General features: G+C 64.3%; 23 protein-coding genes. 18 read left to right on the forward strand and 5 right to left on the reverse strand.

Annotation, left to right across the window (positions count from 1 at the left end; genetic code table 11):
• The first annotated feature begins 92 nt into the window (after positions 1-92).
• Complete coding sequence (locus A9975_RS35440; RefSeq protein ID WP_183036806.1) at positions 93-1,034, forward strand: AraC family transcriptional regulator; 942 nt, start codon at positions 93-95, stop codon at positions 1,032-1,034.
• Between the two features lie 152 nt (positions 1,035-1,186).
• Here the strand turns inward: A9975_RS35440 and A9975_RS35445 are convergent, their stop codons facing one another.
• The 3 genes from A9975_RS35445 to A9975_RS35455 all read right to left on the reverse strand — a co-directional run bounded on the left by A9975_RS35445 (position 1,187) and on the right by A9975_RS35455 (position 3,371).
• Positions 1,187-1,714, reverse strand: a complete 528-nt coding sequence (locus A9975_RS35445; RefSeq protein WP_183036821.1) for a GNAT family N-acetyltransferase — start codon at positions 1,712-1,714, stop codon at positions 1,187-1,189.
• Between the two features lie 14 nt (positions 1,715-1,728).
• Entirely contained in the window at positions 1,729-2,316 is a 588-nt protein-coding gene (locus tag A9975_RS35450) for a helix-turn-helix domain-containing protein (protein ID WP_043352911.1), read from the reverse strand.
• 152 nt (positions 2,317-2,468) lie between these two features.
• Positions 2,469-3,371 (reverse strand): EamA family transporter, encoded by a 903-nt coding sequence (locus A9975_RS35455; protein ID WP_255504240.1) that lies wholly within the window; start codon positions 3,369-3,371, stop codon positions 2,469-2,471.
• Between the two features lie 133 nt (positions 3,372-3,504).
• Here A9975_RS35455 and A9975_RS35460 point away from each other — a divergent pair, with 133 nt between their 5' ends.
• Both A9975_RS35460 and A9975_RS35465 read left to right on the forward strand, forming a co-directional pair.
• Positions 3,505-4,287, forward strand: coding sequence for a helix-turn-helix domain-containing protein (locus A9975_RS35460; protein ID WP_183036808.1), 783 nt, complete (start codon positions 3,505-3,507; stop codon positions 4,285-4,287).
• 682 nt (positions 4,288-4,969) lie between these two features.
• Entirely contained in the window at positions 4,970-5,803 is an 834-nt protein-coding gene (locus A9975_RS35465) for an IclR family transcriptional regulator (protein ID WP_183036809.1), read from the forward strand.
• Between the two features lie 34 nt (positions 5,804-5,837).
• On the opposite strand, the gene A9975_RS35470 is transcribed toward A9975_RS35465, so the two are convergent.
• A complete protein-coding gene (locus A9975_RS35470; RefSeq protein WP_220811001.1) occupies positions 5,838-6,752 on the reverse strand; it encodes a 3-hydroxyacyl-CoA dehydrogenase family protein in 915 nt (304 codons plus the stop codon).
• Between the two features lie 292 nt (positions 6,753-7,044).
• Between A9975_RS35470 and A9975_RS35475 the strand changes: the two genes are divergently transcribed.
• From A9975_RS35475 to A9975_RS35525, 11 genes are all read left to right on the forward strand, one after another.
• Positions 7,045-7,977, forward strand: a complete 933-nt coding sequence (locus A9975_RS35475) for a 3-keto-5-aminohexanoate cleavage protein (protein ID WP_183036810.1) — start codon at positions 7,045-7,047, stop codon at positions 7,975-7,977.
• Positions 7,978-8,018: 41 nt separating this feature from the next.
• On the forward strand, positions 8,019-8,840 hold the full coding sequence (locus A9975_RS35480; protein WP_150992334.1) for a cyclase family protein: 822 nt from the start codon (positions 8,019-8,021) through the stop codon (positions 8,838-8,840).
• Between the two features lie 11 nt (positions 8,841-8,851).
• Positions 8,852-9,226, forward strand: coding sequence for a cupin domain-containing protein (locus A9975_RS35485; protein WP_043356332.1), 375 nt, complete (start codon positions 8,852-8,854; stop codon positions 9,224-9,226).
• A complete protein-coding gene (locus A9975_RS35490; protein WP_183036811.1) occupies positions 9,219-10,007 on the forward strand; it encodes an SDR family NAD(P)-dependent oxidoreductase in 789 nt (262 codons plus the stop codon). Before A9975_RS35485 ends, A9975_RS35490 begins: the two co-directional genes overlap by 8 nt.
• An 88-nt stretch (positions 10,008-10,095) precedes the next feature.
• Positions 10,096-11,409, forward strand: a complete 1,314-nt coding sequence (locus A9975_RS35495; protein WP_183036812.1) for an ABC transporter substrate-binding protein — start codon at positions 10,096-10,098, stop codon at positions 11,407-11,409.
• A gap of 8 nt (positions 11,410-11,417) precedes the next feature.
• A complete protein-coding gene (locus A9975_RS35500; protein ID WP_183036813.1) occupies positions 11,418-12,155 on the forward strand; it encodes an ABC transporter ATP-binding protein in 738 nt (245 codons plus the stop codon).
• Positions 12,148-12,846, forward strand: coding sequence for an ABC transporter ATP-binding protein (locus tag A9975_RS35505; RefSeq protein WP_183036814.1), 699 nt, complete (start codon positions 12,148-12,150; stop codon positions 12,844-12,846). Before A9975_RS35500 ends, A9975_RS35505 begins: the two co-directional genes overlap by 8 nt.
• Positions 12,843-13,715: a branched-chain amino acid ABC transporter permease gene (locus A9975_RS35510; protein ID WP_183036815.1), complete on the forward strand. Its 873-nt coding sequence runs from the start codon at positions 12,843-12,845 to the stop codon at positions 13,713-13,715. The genes A9975_RS35505 and A9975_RS35510 overlap by 4 nt, the downstream gene beginning before the upstream one ends.
• Positions 13,712-14,794 (forward strand): branched-chain amino acid ABC transporter permease, encoded by a 1,083-nt coding sequence (locus tag A9975_RS35515; protein WP_183036816.1) that lies wholly within the window; start codon positions 13,712-13,714, stop codon positions 14,792-14,794. Before A9975_RS35510 ends, A9975_RS35515 begins: the two co-directional genes overlap by 4 nt.
• Positions 14,795-14,884: 90 nt before the next feature.
• Positions 14,885-16,003: a porin gene (locus tag A9975_RS35520; RefSeq protein ID WP_183036817.1), complete on the forward strand. Its 1,119-nt coding sequence runs from the start codon at positions 14,885-14,887 to the stop codon at positions 16,001-16,003.
• A 44-nt stretch (positions 16,004-16,047) separates the two neighbouring features.
• Positions 16,048-16,734, forward strand: a complete 687-nt coding sequence (locus A9975_RS35525; protein ID WP_183036818.1) for a DAPG hydrolase family protein — start codon at positions 16,048-16,050, stop codon at positions 16,732-16,734.
• A gap of 383 nt (positions 16,735-17,117) precedes the next feature.
• Here A9975_RS35525 and A9975_RS35530 read toward each other — a convergent pair whose 3' ends face one another.
• The gene (locus A9975_RS35530) at positions 17,118-18,689 is read right to left on the reverse strand and encodes a methyl-accepting chemotaxis protein (protein ID WP_183036819.1); all 1,572 of its coding nucleotides are present in this window, start codon (positions 18,687-18,689) and stop codon (positions 17,118-17,120) included.
• A 282-nt stretch (positions 18,690-18,971) separates the two neighbouring features.
• Between A9975_RS35530 and A9975_RS35535 the strand changes: the two genes are divergently transcribed.
• From A9975_RS35535 to A9975_RS35550, 4 genes are all read left to right on the forward strand, one after another.
• Entirely contained in the window at positions 18,972-19,937 is a 966-nt protein-coding gene (locus A9975_RS35535) for an aldo/keto reductase (protein WP_150992316.1), read from the forward strand.
• Positions 19,938-19,964: 27 nt separating this feature from the next.
• Entirely contained in the window at positions 19,965-20,726 is a 762-nt protein-coding gene (locus A9975_RS35540) for a haloacid dehalogenase type II (RefSeq protein ID WP_255504241.1), read from the forward strand.
• 263 nt (positions 20,727-20,989) lie between these two features.
• Complete coding sequence (locus A9975_RS35545) at positions 20,990-23,014, forward strand: sigma-54-dependent Fis family transcriptional regulator (protein ID WP_183036820.1); 2,025 nt, start codon at positions 20,990-20,992, stop codon at positions 23,012-23,014.
• 262 nt (positions 23,015-23,276) lie between these two features.
• A partial coding sequence (locus A9975_RS35550; RefSeq protein ID WP_255504242.1) for an ATP-NAD kinase family protein occupies positions 23,277-24,358 on the forward strand: 1,082 nt, incomplete at its 3' end.

Below are 24,358 nucleotides of genomic sequence, written 5' to 3' on the forward strand. Positions count from 1 at the left end.
GAAGATGAGGTATTCATTCGACCCATTGTTCACCATCCTGCGGCGCCGGTCTTGAACGCAAACGACATGGCCGGCTCCCTGTTTTTCGCGCGATGCTCTCCACCGAACTGCCGCCCCTGCCGCCACATTGCCCCGATCCGCTAGCGCGCGCGCCCCGCGCGCCGGGCGAAGCGAAGACCGTGCGCGACCGCCTGTACCTCGCGCCGCCCGCCTTGCAGGGCGCGGTTGCCGCCGTCGTCCACCGCGATACGCGCGGCTTGAACTTGAGCAGCGCGCAGCGGCTGTCGCATGTCGCGGCCACGCCGCTGGTGTGTCTTTCGTGGTACCAGGGCCTGGATGCGGGGCTTGTCGAGCGCACCGGCGGCAGCCCGCAGTGGCGGCCATTCGGCGCGGCGGTGGTGGTCTCGGGCAGCCAGTCCCGTCCTACGGTGGGCTGGGCACCGACCACCGGGCGTGCTGGCACGGTGTGCTTCGCGGCGGATGCCGCGCGGGCATTGCTTGGCCTGGACCTGGCTGCCGTGCAGGACCGCTTTGTCGCCGCCCATGCAGTGCTCGATGCCGCCTGGTGGCCATTCCTGCAGGCGCTGCTCGATGCCGCCGACGACGCGGCCACGCAGGCCGCATTGGAACTGCACCTTGCGCAGCGCTGGCAGGCGCTGCAGGGCGGCACGTCGCCCATGCCCTCGCTGCGCCGGTTTGGCCGCCATTGGGTCGAACGCCTCGCCTGGCAAGCCAACGCATGGCTGCGCACGCACAGCCCGCGCCAGGTCGAGCGCCGCATCAAGGCGCACAGCGGGCGATCGCTACGCCAGTGGCAGTCGCTCGTCAAGACCGAAGGCGTGTTCTTTTCCGCGCGGGACCGGTACGAGGCGGGCCTGCCCTTCGATTGGGCAGGGCTTGCCCAGGACGAGGGCTTTGCGGATCAAGCCCATTTGAGCCGCGCCTCCAAACAGATCACCGGCTTTTCGCCGAGCGAGTTTGCGCGGCGCTTTGACGAAGACGAATCGTTCTGGCTGTACCGGTTGTGGGTGTGAGCCGTCTGGAGCCAACCATTAGGTCAGCTTGCGCGCGGGCGCTTCGGTGCCTGGGAGGCGGCCGCGGTAGGTGACGAAGCCGTCATCGGGGCTGGCGCCGGCGCGCGCGCCCGCCTTGCCCGCATCGACTCGTGCGGATGGCGCCGATGCGCTCAGAGGTGCTTGTAGAAGAACGTAGTCCCGCAGAACTCGCCGTCCGGCATCAGCGCGTATTTCGGCACCTCGCCGGCGCGCTGCCATCCCGCGCGCGCGTACAGGCGCTCGGCGTCGCCGCCAGTCACCGTGTCGAGCACCAGCACCGACTTGCCCGCCTCGCGCGCGGCATCGTCCAGGGCCGCCAGCAGCAGCTGCGCTACGCCGCGGCGGCGGGCCTTGCGGTGCACCAGCATCTTGGCCACGTCGGCGCGGTGGGGCTGGTTGTCAGGCATCGACAGGATGACCTGGACGGTGCCAAGGATCTGCCCTTCGCCGTCCTGCGCGATCAGCAGCACGCGCTCTGCGCGCGCGACGCCATCGGCCACGCCGCGCCAGAACTGCAGGGCCTTCTCGCGCGGCAGCGGCAGCATGAAGCTCACCGACGCGCCCCCCTCCACGCAATCGATCAGCACATCGGCCAGCGCCTCGATGCAAGCGGCGGCTTCGCCAGCGCTGACGCGCCGCACGGTGATATGTTCGGTCATCCCGGGCATCTCGGTCATGCGTTTCTCCTGGTTGGCGTGAATGGCATCGTGGCCAGCGCCACGACGTAGCGCGCAGGCTTGCGGGTGGGATTCTTGTAGACGATGGGGCGGTCCAGCCGCATGGACAGGCAGTCGCCGGTTTCCAGGCGCCAGTGCTGGTCGCCCACTGTCATTTCCATGACGCCATCGATCATCCAGACTTGCTGATGGATATCGGCTTCGCGCGCGGCGGTTTCATAAGCCACGCGCTTGCCTGCCGGGAAGACCACGTCAACCAGCTGGATCGGCGAGGGTGCCGCCGGGGAGAGGTTGCGGCGGATATAGCCGGAGGCGGGATCGGTCCACACCGGCTGCTCCGCCGCACGGGCCATGGGCGACGGCTCGGCCTGCGGCGTGCTGTCCTCGAACAGCGACGCCACGGTGACGCCCAGCGCAGCGGACAGCTTGTCGAGCACCGTGGCCGTGGCGCTGCTCTGGCCACGCTCGATCAAGGAGATGTTGGAGCGGCTCACGCCGCTGCGCTCAGCCAGCGCGGCCAGCGAGAAGCCCTGGGCGTCGCGCAGCGTTCGCACGCGCCGGGCGATGAGATCGTTGATGTCCATGGTTGTCCAGTATGCTGGATGAATATGTCCTGTAAACTGACATACATCGCCATTTAAAGCAACTGGAACTCGCCAATGCGCATTGCGCGTTTCAGCCCTCGGAAGTCAAAAGATCGGAGCGCACTTCGGGCTGGGGGCCGGGTCGGTGCCGCTCAAGGCTCCCTCACGGAGACTTGGCTTTCAAGGGGCCGGCGCTTAACGGGCTGCCTTGCCGGCAGGATGCGACCCTTGTTCATGCCGACGGCGAGTGCCAGCAGGATCAGCGCGATGCAGACGCTATCCGAGGCGCTGGGGCGTTGGCCGATGATGAACAGGGAACTGACGATGCCGAACACCGGAATCAGCAGCGACAGGGGCGCAACCCGCGACACCGGGTACTCGCGCAAAAGCAGGTTCCATCCCCAGTAGCAGAAGTGCGTCGCGCCGTAGACCTGGAACGCCAGTGAAAACATGGCGGCCCCCCTCAAATGCGAGGGCAACGCGGCAAATGGCCCCGGCCCATGCAGCAGCCAGGTCAACAGAAACAGCGGAATCGGCGGGAACAGGCTGGCCCACACCACGAAGGCGAAGATCTCGCGCACCTTGGACACCTTGATGACGATGTTGCCGATGCTCCAGGCCACGGCGCTGACCATCACCAAACTAAAACCGATTGTGGTGGCCCTGCCGGGACTGCCCAGCAGGATGCCCACCAGGCCGATGGCAGCCAGCACCATGCCGATCAACTGAGGCAATGCCAGGCTTTCGCGGAACAACAGCACGCCCCAGCCCAGCGTGAAGAATGCGCTGAACTGGATCAACAAGGAGGCGCTGCCGGGCGGTACGCCCATCGCAATCCCCAGGTTGATCAACGCCCACATCGCCACGCCGAAGATCAATCCATAGACCGCCAGCCAATGGAAGGCCACCTGCGGTCGTTTCACGAAGAACACCCACGGCAAAGCGGCCAGCGTAAAACGGATGGCCGTCAACAGCAGTGGATCGATCCCGGCAAGCCCGAGTTTGGTGATGGGGAAGTTGAATCCCCAAACGGCCGTCACGACGACGGCCAGCAACAGGTGTTTTCTCTGCATGGTCGGTGTGTCTCTTCCTGGCTGCAAGGCGTCAAGCGCTGGCATCGACGGAAATTTGCCGGAAATCCGTATGGCCTGCTTTCGATTGCAGGTCAAAAAGAAATAAAATCAGGCCATGCGGAAAACCACGATCGATCCCTACGAGAACACGCCGTGCGATGCCGTCGTGACGGCACGAGACTACGCGGACGGCGAGCTTTTCCCATCGCACCGCCATCAGCGCGGGCAATTCGCCTATGCCGCGCGTGGTGTCATCACGGTACGCACCGACGAGGGCAACTGGGTGGTGCCGCCCCAGCGCGCCGTCTGGGTGCCGTCCCGGCTGCCACACGCCATGCAGATGCGCGGCCCGGTCACCATGCTCAACACCTACATCCGCGAGCAGGCCGTGCAGCGGCTTGGCTTGCCTGTGCATTGCCAGGTCTGCGACGTGTCGCCGCTGTTGAGGCAATTGCTGGAGCAGGCGCTGGCGGTGCCCACGCACTATGCGGCCGGCGGGCGCGACGGCCATCTGATGGGTTTGCTGTTGCACGAGATCGCCGCCATGCCCGCGCTATCTCTCAATGCGCCATTGCCCGCGGAGCCGCGCCTCGATCGCGCTTGCCGCGAGTTCCTGGCATTCCCCTCGCAGGAGATCGGCATCGACGACATGGCGCGGCGCACCGGCATGAGCCGCCGCACCTTTACCCGTCAGTTTCGGCTGCACACCGGCGTCAGCTATATCGAATGGCGGCAACAAGCCTGCCTGCTCGCGGCCGTGGTTCGGCTCGGCAACGGCGAACCTGTCACGCGCGTTGCCATGGAGCTGGGTTACAGCAGCGCAAGTGCATTCGCGGCAGTCTTCAAGCATGTCCTGGGTGAGGCGCCCAGTCGATACTTCGCAACGCATAGGGCTTAGAGGCCGTTTCAAAAAGATTCTGGCCACGGGTAACTCTCGGCATTGCCGGCCGCATTGATCATTCCCGACCTGCGCAGCATCCGGGATCTCGTCGTAAAGGGTCAAGGATGGAGTGTGCTGCCCGACAACCAATGCACGGAAGCGCTTGCGTCGGGGCGGTTGATTTCCATTACACCCGAAACCAGCGTCCCTACCAATACTTCCACCTTGTGCCCCCGATCGCGGCACCCAGTCACAGCCGATCACGAATCCACGTGGTGTTGGCACTGGGCATTGCCATGCGATCATGACAGGGCTCACTTGAGAGTATCGTTTTTCGGCTGTGAGTCTGCCGCTCAGGTCATGGTTCGCGGCGCTCGAACGCGATCGAAATAATAGGTCGCCGCAGGCTGCAAGGCTGCTGCATTCCCATGCGAGTTGGAGCCGCACTGTTCTTGCGCGACGGTCAAGTGAGGCGCGCAATCTACGTTGATCTATAATTCACATCGGCTTTCCTGAACCCGTGTTTCGGGGCAGCAGGCGTCCTTGATGCATCCATTGGGCTCCATGCATAACGCTGCTGCAATAAGATTCTGCCCAGGGACCGGCGCACCGAGGACGAAGGATCTACCTCAGCATGGCAGTTGGCAGACTTTTTCTCTTCCGCCGTCCTACATCCGTGCAACCATTTGAGTATTGAAGAATGCGGAAGTCAGAATCGTCGGTCGCCGCTGCGGCACCGTCCCCCACCCCACACTCCGAATACCCCGGAGAGGACCCCCGCGCCGCGAGGGCAGGCATCCAGGTCATTGCGCGGGCGGCGGAAATACTGCGCACGTTGAGCAGCCACCCAGGTGGCCTGAGTCTTGGCGCCATTGCAAAAGATGTGGATTTGCCGCGCTCGACCGTGCAGCGGATTGTCGATGCCCTGGGCGCGGAGGGTCTGACAATGTCCGCTTCGGGCGGCAGTGGCGTGCGGCTTGGTCCGGCTATCCTCTCGCTGGCCAACGCGACGAAGTTCGAGATCGCGGATCTGGTCCGCGACGCGCTTGTCGACTTGTCGAAAGCGACGGGAGAAACTGTGGACTTGTCGATACTGGATCAGAACAAGGCGGTGTTTATCGATCAGGTACAGGGCACGCATGTGCTGCGGGCCGTTTCCGCTGTCGGAGCCGCGTTCCCGTTGCATTGCTCGGCGAATGGCAAGGCCCTGCTTGCCATGCTGGACGACGCGGCCCTGGCCAAGATGAAAGGCAAGCTGAAGTTCGAGCAACTGACACCGCATACCCTTCGCAGCTGGGACGATCTCGCAAAGGATATTGAGTCGACGCGGGCCACCCATGTCGCCGTGGACCGCGAGGAGAACTCATTGGGGATTTGCGCCGTCGCAATCGGCTTGCTCGGGCCAATGGACCAGCGTATCGCCATCTCGGTGCCGACCCCGACCCACCGTTTCGTGCAAAGCGAAGCGCTTCTCACTGAGAAGCTTGTGGAATGCAGGGCGCGGCTCCTGGCAGGACCGCTGCGCAGGGCCTGACCCAGGTTCCGGCCCTGTTCCCCAAGGCTACGCCTTACGTCTGGGCATCGCTGCGTTCCTTTAGGGCGGCGGCAAGATACGCCAGGAGCTGCTCCCTGACGCCCTGCGCACTCGAATACGTCCATTCGTAGAATCCCTTCCCGGACTTCATGCCGAGGTTGCCGTCGCGCACGCTGTTCGTCACGATACGGTTCGGCCACGACGTGCTATCCAACGTCGGCAGGATAACGGCGTGAATGTCCTGCGTCAGGTCCAGCCCGACCAGGTCGGCATTCTCCAGCGGCCCCAATACCGGCAGCCGCAGGCCAAACGAGTTCTTGACGACCAGATCCACCGTCCGCGCATCGCAGATGCCTTGCGACACAAGGGCGATTGCCTCGCGCCAGAGCGCATGCTGCAAGCGATTGCCGACGAAGCCGGGAACATCCTTCTTGACGTGTACCGCCACCTTGCCGACCGATTCCAGCAGCGAGATCGTGCGTTCGACGACCTGCTGGTTCGTTGCCGTCGCCTGCACGACTTCAACTAGCGGGATGAGGAAGGGCGGATTCCACCAGTGCGTTCCCACGAGGCGATCCTTTTTGCTGATCGCTTCGCCGATATGGCCGATGGGTATGACGGAAGTGTTCGACGCGATGATGCACTCGCCAGATACGACCGCCTCGATCTGGCGCATGACGTGATGCTTGATCTCGAGCTTCTCGGGCACAGCTTCGAACACGATCTGACAGCCGGATAAGGCTTCGCCGATGTCGTCGCTCAGCTTGAGCTTTGCGAAAGACACAGCGGGGCGTCCCAGCGTCTTCAGATTGGAAGCGATACGTTCCTGCACGGTTTCAATCAAGCCTGGCGCGGCATCGTAGACGCACACATCGAACCGGCCGTCCTCCAGGAATACCTGCGCGATGCCGTGGCCCATCAGCCCGGCACCGACGACACCGATACACATTGAATTCAATATCCTCTCCCGCTTATTTTTAACCGTTATACGGTACATATGTACCTTATCGCGGTTAACAATAAGCAGGAAACCGGCATCGGTCAACCAAGGGTAAACGCTGCTGAACAGCCGAATTCCCAGTCCTGGCAAGGGCTGCGAGGGAGTTGCATGCCTCCCGTTGAACGCGTTACAGGGAACGCCGCTGCCTATACGCTTGACAACGCTGACGCCCCTCCATAAAGTAACCGCAAAGCGATACACAGTAACCGCAATGCGGTACTAAAATAAACAGGAGACAGCCATGGCAGCTGAGAAGGTCATCATTTCATGCGCGGTGACGGGGGCGATCCATACGCCCACGATGTCGCCCTATCTGCCAATCACGCCCCAAGACATTGCGCAGCAGGCGGTCGACGCCGCGCGGGCGGGAGCGTCGATCCTGCATCTGCATGCGCGCGATCCGCTGGACGGCCGCCCGAGTGCCGATCCCGACGTCTTTATGCAGTTCCTTCCGGAGATCAAGCGGCAGACCGATGCCGTGATCAACATCACGAGCGGCGGCAGCACGAAGATGACACTGGAGGAGCGACTCGCGCCCCCATTGCGCGCGCGGCCCGAGATGGCCTCGCTCAACATGGGCTCGATGAACTTCTCGATCCACCCTGTCGCTTCGAAGATTGCCCAGTGGGAGCACGATTGGGAGAAGCCATACGTGGAGGGCACGGAAGATACGATCTTTCGCAATACCTTCAAGGACATCCGACGCATCCTCATGGAGCTTGGCGAAGGATGCGGGACCCGGTTCGAGTTCGAGTGCTATGACGTTGGGCACCTGTACAACCTGGCCTACTTCGTCGATGCAGGCCTGGTGAAGCCGCCGTTTTTTGTCCAGACGATCTTTGGGATCCTGGGCGGTATCGGGCCTGCAGCCGAGAACGTGACGTTCATGCGCGAGACGGCTAACCGGCTGTTCGGCCGCGACTACTACTGGTCCGTGCTGGGTGCCGGGCGCCACCAGATGCCGTTGCTGACCTACGCATCGATCATGGGGGCGAACGTGCGGGTCGGCCTCGAAGACAGCCTGTACCTCGGGCGCGGCAAGCTGGCGCGGTCCAATGCCGACCAGGTCAGGAAGATCCGCCACATCCTGGAAGAACTCGGTTTCGATATCGCATCGCCCGCCGAAGCGCGATCCATGCTGCAACTCAAAGGGCGCGACAACGTCGCGTTCTGAACCCATTGAAATCACGCCATCCTTTCCACAACGGAGACATCATGTCGATATCCGCATACCCCGCCACGCCCCCTTCCAATACCGACGGCGTCGAATTCGTCGAACTGAGCCACCCCTGGGGTCACGGCGTACCTAACTGGCCGTACTTCGAAGACGTGAAGATCGAGCGGATCCATTACATGGCGAAGTCCGGGGTGCTCACGCAACGCATTACCACTGTCATGCATAGCGGTACGCATATCGATGCGCCTGCGCACGTGATCGAAGGCACGCCGTTCCTGGACGAGATCCCGCTGGACCGTTTCTTCGGCACGGGCGTGGTGGTCAGCATTCCCAAGAAAAAGTGGGAAGTCATCACGGCCAAGGACCTAGAGAACGCCTATCCGAAGATCCAGAGGGGCGACATCGTTATGATCAACACCGGCTGGCACCATCATTACGGCGACAACAGCCAGTACTACGCCTACTCTCCCGGCCTGTACAAGGAAGCAGGCGAATGGCTGGCCGAAAAGGGCGTGAAGATGGTGGGCGTCGACCAGCAAGCCCTTGACCATCCGCTGGGCACTGCTATCGGCCGCCACGGTGTTGGCCCGCTCTTGCCGCGGGTATGCGAGGAGTATGAGCGTGAAACGGGCCGTTCCGTCGAGCAGGACTTTCCGTATTGGGAGCCGGCGCATCGTGCGCTGCTCGAGGCGGGTATCCCTGGTATCGAGAATGTCGGGGGCGATCTCGACAAGGTGACCGGGAAGCGGGTGACGATAGCGGCGTTCCCCTGGCGCTGGGTAAAGGGCGACGGATGCATCGTGCGCGTGGTGGCGATGCAGGACAAGAGCCAGTCCTTCCGTATCGAAAGCGGTCTGTAACGGACGCGGCCATGGAAGTCAAACGACTGCATGCCGCCGCTCGCTATGACGCGGCCAGGCATTTCGACATGCGGTCCCTGCGCTTGCAGGGGCTCGATGCCACGCACGTGGAGCATTTTTGGGTAGGCCTGTCGCACTTTTTGCCAGACGGCGGTGCGCAATGGGACGCAGGGCCGACAGAGAAGGTCTACGTGGTGCTGAGCGGTGAGATCACGCTCACAACCGCCGGCGGGGACGTCGTGCTCAAGGCGTTGGACTCGTGCGTGATTCCGGCCGGCGAAGGGCGAAGCATCAGGAACGATTCCAGGTTGCCGGCCTCGATGCTCGTGATCCTGGCTTCGGCCTTGCCCGGGAGCCAATCTACAGGAGAAGGAAACAATGGCTAGTACCAGTGCCGCCTTTGGCTTGTCAGGCAAGGTAGGCGTGATCACCGGTGCCACCGGCGCGTTCGGACGGGCCGCGGCACACAGCCTGGCCGATGCCGGAGCGAGACTCGTGATCGCGGGGGCGAATGCGCAGGCGCTGCGCGAGCTCGAAGTGCAATTGAATGCCGACGGCATCCGGGTCAAGGCCAAGGCATGCAGGCCCGACACGGAGGCCAATGCCCGCAACCTGATCGACGAAGCGGTTGCGCAGTTCGGCGCCATCGACTTCGTCGTCGTCGGCTCGGGTACCAACGATCCCGCGCCGATCCAGGATATGACCACGGAACAGTGGGAACACGTAATGGCAGCCAACGTGCGCGGATCGTGGCTGGTCTGCAAGGCCTTCGCCACCCACTGTATCGAGATGGCGCAGCGCGGCAGGGTTGTCCTGCTGTCGTCCACGCGCGGCAAGCTCGGGCTTGCCGCCGGTTACTCGGCCTACTGCCCCTCAAAGGCTGCGATCGATGGCTTGACGCGGACACTGGCATGCGAGCTGGGCCGCTACGGCATCAACGTCAACGCCATCGCGCCGACGGTGTTCCGATCCGAGCTCACGGCATGGATGTTCGCCGATGACGATCGCGGCCGCGCGGCGCGCGAAGGGATGCTCGCGCGTATTCCGCTCGGGCGCCTGGGGGAACCTGAGGATCTCGTCGGGGCGTTGCAGTTCCTGCTTTCCAGGGCGTCGGAGTTTTGCACCGGCCAGACCCTATACATCGACGGAGGCTACACAGCCGGATAGTGATTCGCCCCGCCCGGAGCGGCAGGTACGAAAGGCAAGCGGTTCCAAAGAAGAGCCGCGCCGACATAAGCATGACAGGAGACAAGACATGAAGAAGGAAATGGAAGGTGGCACTGTCCGCCGAATGCACTCCGCCGGGCGCCGCGCCACCTTGCGCGGCCTGGTAGCACTGGGCGCGTCCACGGTCGGCGTGCAATCGATCCGGCACGCTTCGGCGGCCGCGCGGCCGCTGAAGATTGGCTACGTGAGCCCTCGAACAGGGCCGCTCGCCCCGTTCGCGGAGACCGATGGATTCATCCTGCAGCGCGTGCGCGCAGCGATTGCGAACGGCATCTCCGTAGCGGGCAATGTGCATCCTGTAATGATCATCGAAAAGGATAGCCAGTCGAATCCGAATCGCGCCGCCGAGGTCACGGCAAGCCTGATCAAGGACGACAAGGTGGACCTGATTGTGTCCGCGTGCACTGCGGACACCGTCAACCCCGTATCCGATCAATGCGAGCTGGGCCGGATCCCCTGCATCACCACGAACTGCCCGTGGCAACCTTACTACTTCGGGCGAGGCGGTTCGCCGGCGAAGGGCTTCGAGTACACGTATCACTTTTGCTGGGGACTGGAAGACCTGATCGCGGTATATACGGCCATCTGGGACAGCGCCGGCGCCGCCACCAATCGCACCGTCGGAGCGCTCTGGCCGAACGATGCAGAAGGCAACGCGTTCAGTGACAAGGCGTTTGGCTTTCCGGCGGCGCTTGCTGCGAAAGGCTACAAGCTCATCGACCTTGGCCGGTTCCAGCCGACCGCCAATGACTTCTCGGCGCAGATCCGCGCGTTCAAGGCGGCAAACGTGGAGATCGTGACGGGCGTCCTGCCGCCCGCAGCGTTCGCTACATTCTGGAGCCAGGCAGCCCAGCAGGGTTTCAAGCCGAAGATCGTGACCTTTGCCAAGGCGCTGCTCTTTCCTTCCGCGGTTGCAGGACTCGGGCCACGAGGCGTCGGCTTGTCCACGGAGGTGGCGTGGTCGCCCGCCTATCCCTATCGCTCCACACTGACCGGCGAAACCAGCGCACAGTTTGCCGCTGCCTACGAAGCGGCTACCGGCCGGCAGTGGGTGCAACCCCTTGGCGCAACGCTGTCCTTGTTCGAGGTCGCACTTGACGTGCTCAAGCGGAGCGCCGCGCTGACGCCACAGGCGATTGTCACCTCGATCCGCGCTACCGACTACGCGTCGGCCGTCGGTCCCGTCAAGTGGACTGGGAGCCCGGTCAAGAACGTCACCAAGACGCCGCTGGTAGGCGCGCAATGGACCGCGGGCAACAGGCATCCACTGGATCTGCAGATCGTGAGCGCAACGCTTGCGAAGGATATCGGCGTGCAGAAGCGCCTGGCAATTCTCACCTGAGGGGTCGTATGGATCATTGTGTCCTTTCCGCCGAAATGCTGGTGAAGCGATTCGGCGCGGTGACGGTCGCCGACGATTTGTCCGTTGCGCTCGGTGACGGCGAAGCGCTGGGCGTCATTGGCCCCAACGGTGCCGGAAAGAGCAGTTTCTTCAACCTGCTGAGCGGCAACATCCGCGCGGACAGCGGCCGTATCCTGCTGGAAGGGCGGGACGTCACCAATGCATCTCCAAACGAGCGGGCGATTGCCGGGATCGGCCGAACGTACCAGATCCCCCGGCCCTTTTCCCAGCTGACGGTATTTGAGAACCTGCTCGTGGGCGCGTTCTTTGGCGCCAGGTTGGACGCGCGCCGAGCTCAGCAGCACTGCTACGAAACGCTGGCACTGACCGGGTTGCTCCGCCATGCCGACAAGCCGGCGGCTGCGCTGTCGCTGCTCGAACGCAAGCGACTGGAACTGGCGCGAGCGCTGGCGACCCGCCCGAAGGTCCTGTTGCTCGACGAAATTGCAGGCGGCTTGACGGAGGGCGAGGCGGCGGAACTGGTTGCAACCATTCAATGCATCCACGCCCAAGGCACCGCCATCATCTGGATCGAGCACGTCGTGCACGCGCTCCTGGCGGTTGTCTCCCGGCTGATGGTGCTGAGCTTCGGCAAAAAGCTCATGGAAGGCGAGCCGTCGGCTGTGATGCACAGCGCCGCGGTGCGGGATGTGTATCTGGGTATCGAGGTGGAAGCCCATGCTTAGCATTCATGAACTCGATGCGTACTACGGTGACTTTCAGGCGCTGTTTGCCCTGAGCCTGACAATCCAGCAAGGCGAGTCGGTGGCGATCATCGGTGCGAATGGTGCTGGGAAGTCGACCTTGCTCAAGGCGATCTCGGGAGCGCTCCCTGTCAGGCACGGCGCGATACGCCTACGCGAACACAGCCTCGGACACGACAGTGCGGCGGTGGTGGTGCGCAAGGGCATTGCGCTCGTTCCCGAGGGGCGCCGCATGTTTCCGAGCCTGAGCGTGGAGGAAAACCTGCAGATCGGGGCGTACGCCAGGCGGCCGGGTCCGTGGAATCTGGGACGCGTCTACACGATGTTTCCCCGGCTCGCGGAGCGGCGCGGGCAGAACGTGACGTCCCTGAGCGGTGGCGAGCAGCAGATGGTCGCCATCGGGCGTGCGCTCATGTCGAACCCCTCCTTGCTGATGTGCGATGAGCTGTCGCTGGGCCTAGCGCCCAAGATCATTCGAGAGATGTATGGCCACCTCGCAACCCTCAAGGAGGAAGGCACGACTCTGCTGATCGTCGAGCAGGATATTCATCAGGCGCTTCGCTTCTCGGACCGCTACTACTGCATGCAGAAGGGACGGGTCACGCTGTCCGGCAAATCCGCATCGGCCAGCAAGGACGAGATCGGACGCGCGTACTTTGGAGAAGAACAATGACGGGCTGGATCGATGTGATCGTTCAGGGCATTCTTCTGGGCGGCCTCTACGCCTTGTATGCCAGCGGGCTGTCGCTCATTTTCGGTGTCATGCGATTGGTCAACGTCGCGCACGGCGACCTGATCGTGCTGGCGGCATTCCTCGCCTTTGCCATTCGCATCCCGGGGGCAGAGACTTCATTTGCCTCGTTGCTGCTAACCGTCCCGGTCATGTTTGCGATCGGCTATGTCTTGCAGCGCGCGCTACTGAACGGTGCCATGGGCGCCAACGTGCTGCGTCCGATGCTGCTGACGTTCGGCCTGTCCATCGTCCTGCAGAATGGTCTCCTGGGTATTTTCTCTGCGGACTCCAGGAAGCTTCCTGGCGGCTCGATCGAGACAATGAGCCTGTCCCTTGGCGGCGGCATCGCTGTTGGCATCCTCCCGGTGATCACGCTGCTGGCGGCCATTGCCGTTCTTGGGGCGCTCCAGTTCATGCTGCGGCGCACCGCTATCGGACGGGCATTCAGGGCAACCTCCGATGACGCGGAGGCGGCTGGCTGGATGGGTATCAATCACCGCAACCTGTTCGCGCTGGCGACCGGCATGTCGATGGCCGTCGTCGGCATCGCCGCGGTCTTCATGGGAACGCGGGCGAGTTTCGATCCTGCCAGCGGACCGGACCGGTTGATCTTTGCGTTTGAGGCGGTGGTCATTGGCGGGCTGGGTTCGCTGTGGGGCACCCTTGCCGGCGGCATCGCGCTCGGCGTCGCACAGAGCGTCGGCGCATCGCTTGACCCCGACTGGCAACTCCTTGCCGGCCATCTGCTGTTTCTCCTGGTGCTGCTGATCGCGCCCAACGGACTCTTTCCCCAACGAGGCAACCAATGAGCGCACACCTGACATCTCACTTGACGCTGCCTGCCGGCGCGCCGAGGTTTTTGCGCACCGACGGCGCGTTTGCTGCCGCAACCGTTGCGCTGGCCGCACTGGCTTTCGTTCTCGATACGGGACAGCAGTCCATGCTCGTCGAGTTCTTCTATTTCGTCGCGCTCGCACAGCTCTGGAATATCCTGGCTGGCTATGGCGGATTCATGTCGCTCGGACAGCAGGCCTACCTTGGCAGCGGGGGGTATGTCCTTTTTTCCTTGGCGATCTTCTTCAAGATGCCGCCACTGGCATCGATCGTCCTGGCCGGGTTGTGCGCTGCGGGCATGGCGTGCATCGTCGCGTTTGCGGTCTTTCGCCTGGCCGGACCATACCTGGCGATCGGGACCTGGGTGATCGCCGAGGTGTTCCGGTTGGCATTTTCGCAGGCGAGCACGCTTGGCGCGGGGTCGGGAATCAGCATTCCCCTGGATGCGGTGCGCTCCCTTGACCTCGGCTGGATGAGCCGCGACATGCTGCTCTATTTCGTCGCCCTGCTGCTTGCCGTCGCGGTGAACTATGGCGCGTACCGCATGCTCAGGTCGAAGTATGGTCTCGCGCTCTGCGCGATACGAGACAACGAGAGCGCGGCGTCCACCATGGGGATTCATCAGCGGCACCTCAAGTTCGCTGTCTATATCGTGGTCAGCGCTGCCTACGGCATGCTGGGCGCATTTATCTTCCTGACCAAGTTGCGTATTTCGCCGGCTTCCGCGTTCGACATCAACTGGACCGGCTACATCATCTTCATCGTGGTGATTGGCGGAATCGGCACGCTTGAGGGCCCGATCATTGGCTGCATCGTCTATTTCGTGATGCGGCAGTACCTTGCCGATACCGGTAGCACCTACCTGATTCTTCTGGGATTGATCGGCATCGTCGTGATGCGTTTCTATCCCAGGGGAATCTGGGGGGAACTCGCCGCGCGCCATGGCATTGCATTTCTGCCCACACGCTGGCACCTTCCGGCCGCCGCCAACCCAGGTGCCCGGCCTGCGCGGGAGGGTGAACGGCGGGCAGCGGACGTTGCTGGCAACCGGTGATGACTGATGCGTGATGGCGCCACGTTCCGTGGGGCTCTCCGCAGTTCGCGCCCGCAGCGCAGCGTACAAGAATATAACGAGGAGACGACAATGAAAACAACGAAGACCGTAAAGGCAACATGGCTGTTGGCGCTGCCGTGTCTTGGGTTCGGTGCCGGCGCTTGCGCCCAGAGCAGCGTATCGCTGTTCGGAATGCTTGATGCCGGTGTGACGTATGTAAGCAATCAATCCGGCAAACGGGGCGCATTGCTCGATACCGGGGTGTATGTGCCAAGCATTTTCGGACTGCGCGGGAACGAGGACATTGGCGGAGGCAGCAAGGTATTCTTTGAACTGGCCAGCCAGTTCAGCAATGACAATGGAGCAACGATTCCGTCGAATGGTTCGCTCTTTGCCAGGCAGGCATTTGTCGGTCTTGGCAATGCATCCTGGGGGAAAATCTCCCTGGGGAACCAGTACGACTTCATGACTGAATCTCTATTGTTCTCCGGTCTTGACGGTGGCCTGCTATATGGCGGCTTCTACAATTTCCGGAATGGTCCGTTCACTGGCCTCGGCATTCCGAATAATCCAACCGGAGCGACCGACTTCGATCGCGTCGGCGCCTCCACGCGCGTAGCAAATTCCGTCAAATATGTGACACCGTCAACTGGAGGCTTCACTCTTGGCGCCTTGTATGGTTTCGGTGAGATCGCAGGCTCTGTAACCTCTGGGCGGACCGCCAGCGCGGGAGTGAATTATGAGCGCGGCCCGCTGGCGCTCGGCGCTGCCGTCACGGACGCGCGCTATAGCGCGATCAACAATGGCCGGGACGGCATACGCAACGTCGGCGTGGGCGCGCACTATGGATTCCCTTCGGTGCTTGCCCACATTCTTTACACGAACACGCGCAACACATTCTCCGGTGCAATGGTGAACGTCGTGCAGGCGGGCGCAAACTGGACCCTCTCCGGCGGCTTGACACTTGGCGCCAACTACCAGTGGATGAAGGGAAATGCACAGCTCAGCCACAACAAAGCGCAACAGATCACGTCGACCTTGATGTATGCGCTGTCGAAACGTACCTCGGTCTACCTGGAAGGCGTCTACCAGCATGCTGCCGGCGACCACGGCGCTCAGGCATGGATCAACGGACTCTTCGGGCCAGACGCGGCGTCGTCCGGATCCAGTCAGGCCATCGGGCGTATCGGGATGGCCACGCGGTTCTAAGGTGCCAGTCAGTTGGAGTTCTTTTCATTTTGAAGGAGATTGGAATGGATTTGTCTGAAGCGCACGCCTTGCTCGATCCGGCTCCGCTCGCCCTGGAGACCGGCTATGAACGTCTCGCAAGCGGGGTCTTGCACGTGGCCTGCCGCACGGAACTACGCGGCTGTACGGGGGAAATGTTTGAATGGTGGTTCCGCTTTCGCCCAAATACGCAGCAGTACATCTGGTGGCATCCGGCCGACCATGTCTCCAGCAAGTGGGCAGAGGCTCAGGATGGGACACATATCGGGTCCATTCATCTGGTCGAGGAGCATTTCTCCGGTTCGCCAGCGGAAAAGCTCGCCATTCAGTTTCGTCATCCCCATGAATATTTCGACGCTGCGGCGTACGACGAGGCCAGGGACCGGGGCGCCATCAGCGCGGCGGTTTGCGGCCGGGTAGGCATGGGGGATGCGCCCGAACGCACCGGCAGCGGCGAAATACTTGGCGGCCGGCTGTTGCACATGGGACGCGATACGCCATCGGGGATGACGCTGAGAAGTCATTTCTACCTTGGCGAGGACATGCCCGCGCAAGGGCATAGCGCCGAGGGGATCAAGGCGGCTTTTCCCGATGCGTTCGGACAGGCACTGCTCATGCATTGCTACAACGAATTCACCTTCCTTTCTCGCTTCCTGCCCTCGCTCTATATCGCCGAGCATCGGGATAGCGTCAAGGTTCGGCTTCCGTGGTGAGGGACAGGGGACCTTTCTCGGCCAAACCATTTCCTTCATTTTGCTGTGTCGTAAGCTAAGGGCGAGAGTTGATCAAGATGGCGACACACGTTGATCCCCGCGCGATGCGCAAGCATACGCGGGGACCGAAAGCGCCGAAGAAGAAGGGCTATGTGGCCGGATGCGTAGCACGGCCGCATGTTTCTACCGCTCGTGTCATCAAGGCTGGACGTGTCGTTTAATCACCTCGAAAGGGGTGCCTCTTACGCTTCCAATCCCGGACGGACGTTGGGCGCCAGCAGGAAATGAAATGAGCCCGCTGCCGGTGTGGCGCGGGCTCATTTTTGCTGTCTGGCTTGTTCCCTTCTCCCTTCTCCCCCCGGTCGCAGTCCCGGCCCCGCTCCCTAAGCCGCCAGCCGGAACGACGCCACCGAGCGCATCATCGATTGCGCCTGCTCGGCCAGCGCTTGGGCCGCGGCGGCGGCCTGTTCCACCAGCGCCGCGTTCTGTTGGGTCACGGTGTCCATCTGGTTGACCGCTTGCCCGACCTGCTCGATACCGGCGCTCTGCTCGTTCGATGCCGCGCTGATCTCGCCCATGATGTCGGTCACGCGCTTGACCGCGCCAACGATGTCCTCCATGGTCTGGCCGGCCTTGGCGACCAGCGCCGAGCCGTTGTCCACCTGGGCCACCGAGTTGTCGATCAGGCCCTTGATCTCCTTGGCGGCGGTGGCCGAGCGCTGGGCCAGGCTGCGCACCTCGCCCGCCACCACGGCAAAGCCGCGGCCTTGTTCGCCGGCGCGGGCCGCTTCCACGGCGGCGTTCAGCGCCAGGATATTGGTCTGGAAGGCGATGCCTTCGATCACGCCGATGATGTCGACGATCTGGCGCGAGGCGCCGTTGATCTCGCCCATGGTGCTCACCACCTGGTTGACCACCTGCCCGCCGCGTTGCGCGATATCGGAAGCATTGACCGCCAGCGAGCTGGCCTGGCGCGCATTGTCCGCGTTCTGGCGCACGATGCCCGTCAGCTCTTCCATGCTCGAAGCGGTTTGCTCCAGCGCCGAGGCTTGTTCCTCGGTGCGTTGCGACAGGTCGGTATTGCCCGCGGAAATCTGCTGCGTGGCCGAGGCGATGGAGTCCGCCGCGCCGCGGATCTCGCCGAGCGTGCCGGACAGGCGCTGCTGCATGCGCTGCATGGCCGCCAGCAGGCTGGTCTGGTCGCCGGCGTGGATGCGCACGGGCACGGTGAAGTCGCCGTCGGCGATGCGCGTGACCACCTCGGTGGCGTAGGCCGGCTCGCCGCCCAGGCTCTTGCGCACGGTGCGCATGATGGCCAGCATGAATGCCGACACCAGCGCGCCGATCAGCAAGGTGCTGACGGCCACCGAGATCAGGTTGTCCTGGAAGCTGTTTTCGATGTCCTTGAGGTACACGCCGGTGGCTACGTGCCAGTCCCAGGCCGGCACATAGCGCACATACGTCAGCTTGCGCGCGGGCGTTTCGGTGCCCGGGATGCGGCCGCGGTAGGTGACGAAGCTGTCATCGGGGCTGGCGCCGGCGCGCGCGCCCGCCTTGCCCGCATCGACGATGCTCTGGTAGACCAGCTTGCCGTCGGGGTCCTTGAAGTCGCCCACGATCTTGCCTTCCGTATCCGGCAGGCCGGGGTTGAGCACCACCTGCGGCTTGGAGTTAAGCAGGAACAGGTAGCCCTTGTCGCCGAAGCGCATCACGCGCAGTGCATCCTTGGCCGCGGCCTGGGCGTCCTCGGTGCTCATGGTGCCTTTGGCGGTGCGGTCCACGTAGAGCTTGATGATGCCTTCGGCGGTGCTCACCAGGGACTGCAGGCTCTCGCGGCGCTCGGCCATCATGGTGGCGCGGGTTTGCACGGCGCCCCAGGTGCCCAGCGCTAGCAGGGCCAGCCACATCGCCACCAGCGCGGCCCAGAGTTTGGCGTTCAACGAGATTCGATTCATGATCATGCTTACCGGGTATGGGCAGCCGGTTTGCGCCGGCGGCGCGGCATCGGCCTGACCTTGGTGTTGACAGACAGGCACAGGCGAGACGAATCCGCTCGCCACGCATAGCCTGGCCACAGCCGGTTAACGACCCATCACCGTGGGACTTGAATGGGGGAAAGATAAGTGAACAAAGGGCTGCTTTTGGCCGGGCCGGCAAGCTTTCCGATCCCTGCCTACAATGTGACTTTCGCCGCGCCTGGATGACGGGCGGCTCGACGCAACCGCGGAGCAAAACGCATGACTTCAAGCATCACCACACGCAAACTGGGCAGGTCCGGGCTGGAAGTCTCGCCCCTGGCATTTGGTGGCAACGTGTTCGGCTGGAGCGCCGACGAGGCCACTTCCTTCAAGCTGCTTGATGCCTTTGTCGGCGCCGGGCTCAACTTCATCGATACCGCCGACGTGTACTCGCGCTGGGTGCCGGGCAACCAGGGCGGCGAGTCCGAGGCCATCATCGGCAAGTGGTTCAAGCGCAGCGGCAAGCGTGCCGAGGTGGTGCTGGCCACCAAGGTGGGCAAGGACATGGGCGAGGGCCGCAAGGGTTTGTCGCGCGCCTATATTGAACGCGCCGTGGACGCCTCGCTGCAGCGCCTGCAGACTGACTACATCGATCTCTACCAGTCGCATGACGACGAAGACCGGGACACGCCGCTCGAGGAAACCCTGGACGCCTACGCCCGCCTGATCAAGGCCGGCAAGGTGCGCGCCATCGGCGCCTCCAACTACAGCGCCGCGCGCCTGGCCGAGGCGCTGGAAACCAGCCGCCGCCACAACCTGCCGCGCTACGAGAGCCTGCAGCCGCACTACAACCTCTATACCCGCAGCGAGTATGAGGCCGAGCTCGAGCCGCTGGTGCTGCGCGAAGGCCTGGGCGTGTTCAACTACTATGCGCTGGCCAGCGGCTTTCTCAGCGGCAAGTACCGCTCCGAGGCCGATCTTGCCAAGAGCGGCGCGCGCGGCCAGCGGGTCAAGGCCTATCTCGATGCGCGCGGCCTGCGGATTCTGGCGGCGCTGGACGATGTCGCGGCGCGCACCGCCACCAACCCGACGCAGGTCGCGCTGGCCTGGCAGATCGCGCGCCCAAGCATTACCGCGCCGATCGCCAGCGCCACCTCGCTGGCGCAGCTGGACGACCTGATTGCCGCCACGCGCCTGCCACTGAGCGCCGGCGATATCGCGCTGCTGGACCAAGCCAGCGCGTGAGCTGGCCAACCCCGGAGGAGATAAGGGATGCATGAGAACAGATTGAGCCACGGCAACAGCGAAGGTAGCAAGGCGGCGGACCTGAGCGCGGTCAAGGCGCTGGTGTTCGACGTCTTCGGCACCGTGGTGGACTGGCGTACCAGCGTCATCGCGGACCTGTCCGCGTTCGGGCGGAACAAGGGCATCGAGGCCGACTGGACCGCCTTTGCCGACGCCTGGCGCGCCGGCTACGTGCCCGGCATGGAGCGCGTGCGCAAGGGCGAGCGGCCGTGGGCCAATATCGACGTGCTGCACCGCGAACGGCTCGACGCGCTGCTCGACCAGTTCGGCATTGAGGACCTGAGCGAAGCGGAGAAGGACCACCTCAACCGTGCCTGGCACCGCCTCCGAGGCTGGCCGGATACCGTGCCCGGCCTCACGCGGCTAAAGCAGCGCTACATCATTTCCACCTTCTCCAATGGCAGCGTGCAGTGCCTGGTCGACACGGCCAAGCATGCCGGCCTGCCGTGGGACGCTGTGTTCAGCGCGGACATCGTGCGCCACTTCAAGCCGGAGGCGCAGATCTATCAAGGCGTGATTGCCTTCTTCGACCTGCAGCCGCAGGAGGTGATGCTGGTTGCGGCGCACAACAATGACCTGCGGCATGGCCGCTCGCATGGCATGCGGACGGCTTATGTCAACCGGCCGACCGAGTACGGGCCGAACCAGGCGAAGGATCTGGCGGCCGAGTCGGACTGGGATGTGGTGGTGGATAGTTTGACGGAACTGGCGCAGCGGCTGGGCGCTTGAGCGAGCGCGTGCGCCAGCCAGCGCACATCGGCTTGGGAAAGCCTGCGATTGCGGCCTCCCGCCGTGAAGCGCTGGCTGCACTTGGCGCGCGTCTCGCGTGCACGGCCAGCGCGATCGGGTTTGCCCAAGCCGCTCCCTGTCGGATACATTAGGACTCCCGGCCGCCCACGCTGCAACCCTGCGGCGCCACAGAGGCCATGCGAGAGCCGGGAGTTGGCACGCGCCGGCACGGCAGCGCGCCAGGAGACGACAAGGAGACCACGATGGACCTGCGGCAACGCGAGCACATCGACACGGTAGTCCAGCTCACCACCCGCGCCGGCGCGCCGATGGTGCGTGCGCCGGAGACCATCATCCAGAATTCGTGGCGGCGCTGCGTGCATCAGTACGGGCTGGATCCGGCGCGCATGCAAGAGGCGCGCATCCTGCCGCAGACCCGGCTGCGCGAGCACCAGCAGCGCATCGACGATTTTGCGCGGATTGCCCGCCACGGGCTGCAGACGCTCTATAGCCAGGTGGCCGGGATGGGCTACGTGGTGCTGCTGACCGACGCGCAGGGCGTGACAGTGGATTACCTGGGCGACGCCAATGCCGATGCCCGCCTGCGCCACGCTGGCCTGTACCTGGGGGCGCAATGGAGCGAATCCGGCGCCGGCACCTGCGCGGTTGGCACCGCGCTGGCCACCGGCCAGGCGCTGACCGTGCACCAGGCGGATCATTTCGACGCCACCCATATTCCGCTGACCTGCACCGCGGCGCCGCTGTTCGATTCGCACGGCAGCCTCTGCGCCATCCTCGACATTTCCGCGCTGACCTCGCCGCAGGCCAAGGAAAGCCAGGGCCTGGCGCTGCAGATGGTGCGCATCTACGCCAGCCGGATCGAGAACGCCAGCTTCGTGCGCAGCCACCGCGAAGACTGGATCCTCAAGCTCAATGCCGCGCCGGAGTTTGTCGACGTCAACCCGGAATACCTGCTCGCGCTCGATGCGTCGGGCCGCATCGTTGGCCATAACCGCCGCGCGCAGCAGATGCTGGAGGCCGAGCTGGGCGTGGCCCCGGGTGGCGCGCCGCTGCTTGGCATGCCGTTCGAGTCGTTGTTCGAGGCGCGGCTCGATGAGCTGGGCCGCTTCATGCATTCGCGCCCCAGCGAGCAACGCGCGCTGGCGCTGGCCCGCACCGGCGCGCGGCTTTACCTGAGCGTGATGCCGCCGGCGCTGCGCTGGCAGCGCGCGCGCGATACCGCCGAGCGGGCCACGCCGCTGCAGGCGCCGCTGGCCGCGCTGTGCGGTGGCGATGCCGCATTGCAGCAGCAATTGCTGCGGGCCGCAAAGCTGGTGGATTCGCCCATCAACCTGCTGATCAACGGCGAGACCGGCAGCGGCAAGGAGTACCTGGCCAAGGCCCTGCACCGGGCCAGCGCGCGCCGCGACGGCCCTTTCGTGGCGGTGAACTGCGCGGCGATTCCCGAATCCCTGATCGAGAGCGAACTGTTCGGCCACCTGCCCAACAGCTTTTCGGGCGCGGGCTCGCGGCCCAAGCGCGGGCTGATCCAGGAGGCCGACGGCGGCACGCTGTTTCTCGACGAGATCGGCGACATGCCGCGCGAGCTGCAATCGCGCCTGCTGCGTGTGCTGGCCGAGGGCGAGGTGCTTGCCATCGGTGCGGCGCGCCCGGTGCCGGTCAACCTGCGCGTGATTTCCGCCACGCACCATCCGCTGGACCAACTGGTGAGCAGCGGGCGCTTTCGCGAGGACTTGTACTACCGGCTCAACGGCGCGCGGCTGATGCTGCCGCCGCTGCGCGAGCGCACGGACCTGGACTGGCTGATCGGCAAGATGCTGGACGCGGGCGGCAAGCCAGCTACCGTGAGCCTGTCGCCCGCGGCGCGCGCGCGGCTACACGCGCACCGCTGGCCCGGCAACCTGCGGGAGCTGCGCAATGCGCTGGAGTACGCGCGGGCGGTCTGTGACGACGGCCACATCGAGGTGGAAGATCTCCCGGAAGGGATTGGCGAGGGGATGCCGCAGCAGGCCTTGCTTCCGGTTTCCACCAGCGTCCCGCCGGGCGGCGCGGCCACCGAAGGCGCCAGCGCGCCGGCCTTGCCGGCCCCGGGCTTCGACCCGCATCAGTTGCCGCCGGAAGGCATGCTGCTGATGCAATACCTGCGCGCGGCTGGCTGGAACCTGAGCGCGGTGGCGCGCCAGATCGGCGTGAGCAGGATGACGCTGTACCGCCGCATGGCGCGCTACGGCATCGCGTCGCCCAACCAGCGCGACGCGGCGCATTAGCCCAGCCAGCGAGCATGGCGGCGCGGCTCGCCCGCGCCGCCTTCCCTGCCCGGCGCAAGATCCCCGCTACACCTGTTCACCCCCCTGTACACCTGATGCTGTGACACCTGTCACGCTGCGGCCTGCGTACAGCCTGCAATGTCCCGGCGCGCCCGGCGTTTTCTTGGGGTAATCCCGAGCTTTTCCCGCTTCTGACGTGCCTATGCGGGTTGGCACGCCCATTGCGATATGCCTGTCATAACCAGAAAGACAGGAGACAGGCATGGGTGAGCAAGCGCTGGCCGACCGGCCACTGGTCGGCATCATCGCCAACCCGATTTCCGCGCGCGATATCCGCCGCGTGATCGCCAACGCCAACACGCTGCAACTGGCCGATCGCGTCAATATTGTGCTGCGCCTGCTGGCCGCGCTGGCGGCCTGCGGGGTTGGACGCGTGCTGATGATGCCGGACCGCGAGGGCATGCGCGTGCTGCTGGCGCGCCACCTGTCGCGCCGCCAGGGGCCGGACGCCGCGCTGCCGGAGGTGGAATACCTTGACATGCCGGTCACCGCGCGCGTCGACGACACCTTCCTGGCCGCACGCATGATGCGCGAGGCGGGCGTTGCCGCCATCATCGTGCTCGGTGGCGATGGCACCCACCGCGCGGTGGTGCGCGAATGCGGCAACGTGCCGATTGCCGGCATCTCCACCGGCACCAACAACGCCTACCCCGAAATGCGCGAGCCCACCATCACCGGGCTGGCCACGGGGCTGTTTGCCAGCGGCCGCATTCCCGCCGCGCATGCGCTGGCCGGCAACAAGCGGCTCGACATCACGATTGCCGGCGAGGGCGAGGTGCGCCACGACATCGCGCTGGTCGACGCCGTGATTTCCCACGAGCATTTCATCGGCGCGCGCGCCTTGTGGAAGACCGAGACGCTGGGCGCGGTCTACGTGTCCTTTGCCGATCCGCAGGCGATTGGGCTGTCCGCCATCGGCGGCTTGCTGGAGCCCGTGGGCAGGCATGAGCCCGGCGGCCTGGCGATCGAGCTGGCCGCGCCCGGTGAAGGCCGCTTCGCGCTGCGCGCGCCGATTGCGCCGGGCCTGCTGCGCGCGGTGCCCATCGCGGGCTGGGAACGCTTGACCGACGGCGTTGCGCACCGCGTGCGCCAGCGCGCCGGCATCGTCGCGCTCGACGGCGAGCGCGAGCTGGTGTTCGGCCCGCAGGACGAAGTCACCGTGACACTGCGCGAGCGCGCCTTCCTGAGCATCGGCGTGCTGGCGCACGCGGTGCGCAACGCCGTCGGTCAAGCGTTCCCAGCCCGCGATGGGCACCGCGCGCAGCAGGCCCGGCGCAATCGGCG

This window comes from Cupriavidus sp. UME77 (assembly GCF_014170355.1).
GTDB lineage: Bacteria > Pseudomonadota > Gammaproteobacteria > Burkholderiales > Burkholderiaceae > Cupriavidus > Cupriavidus basilensis.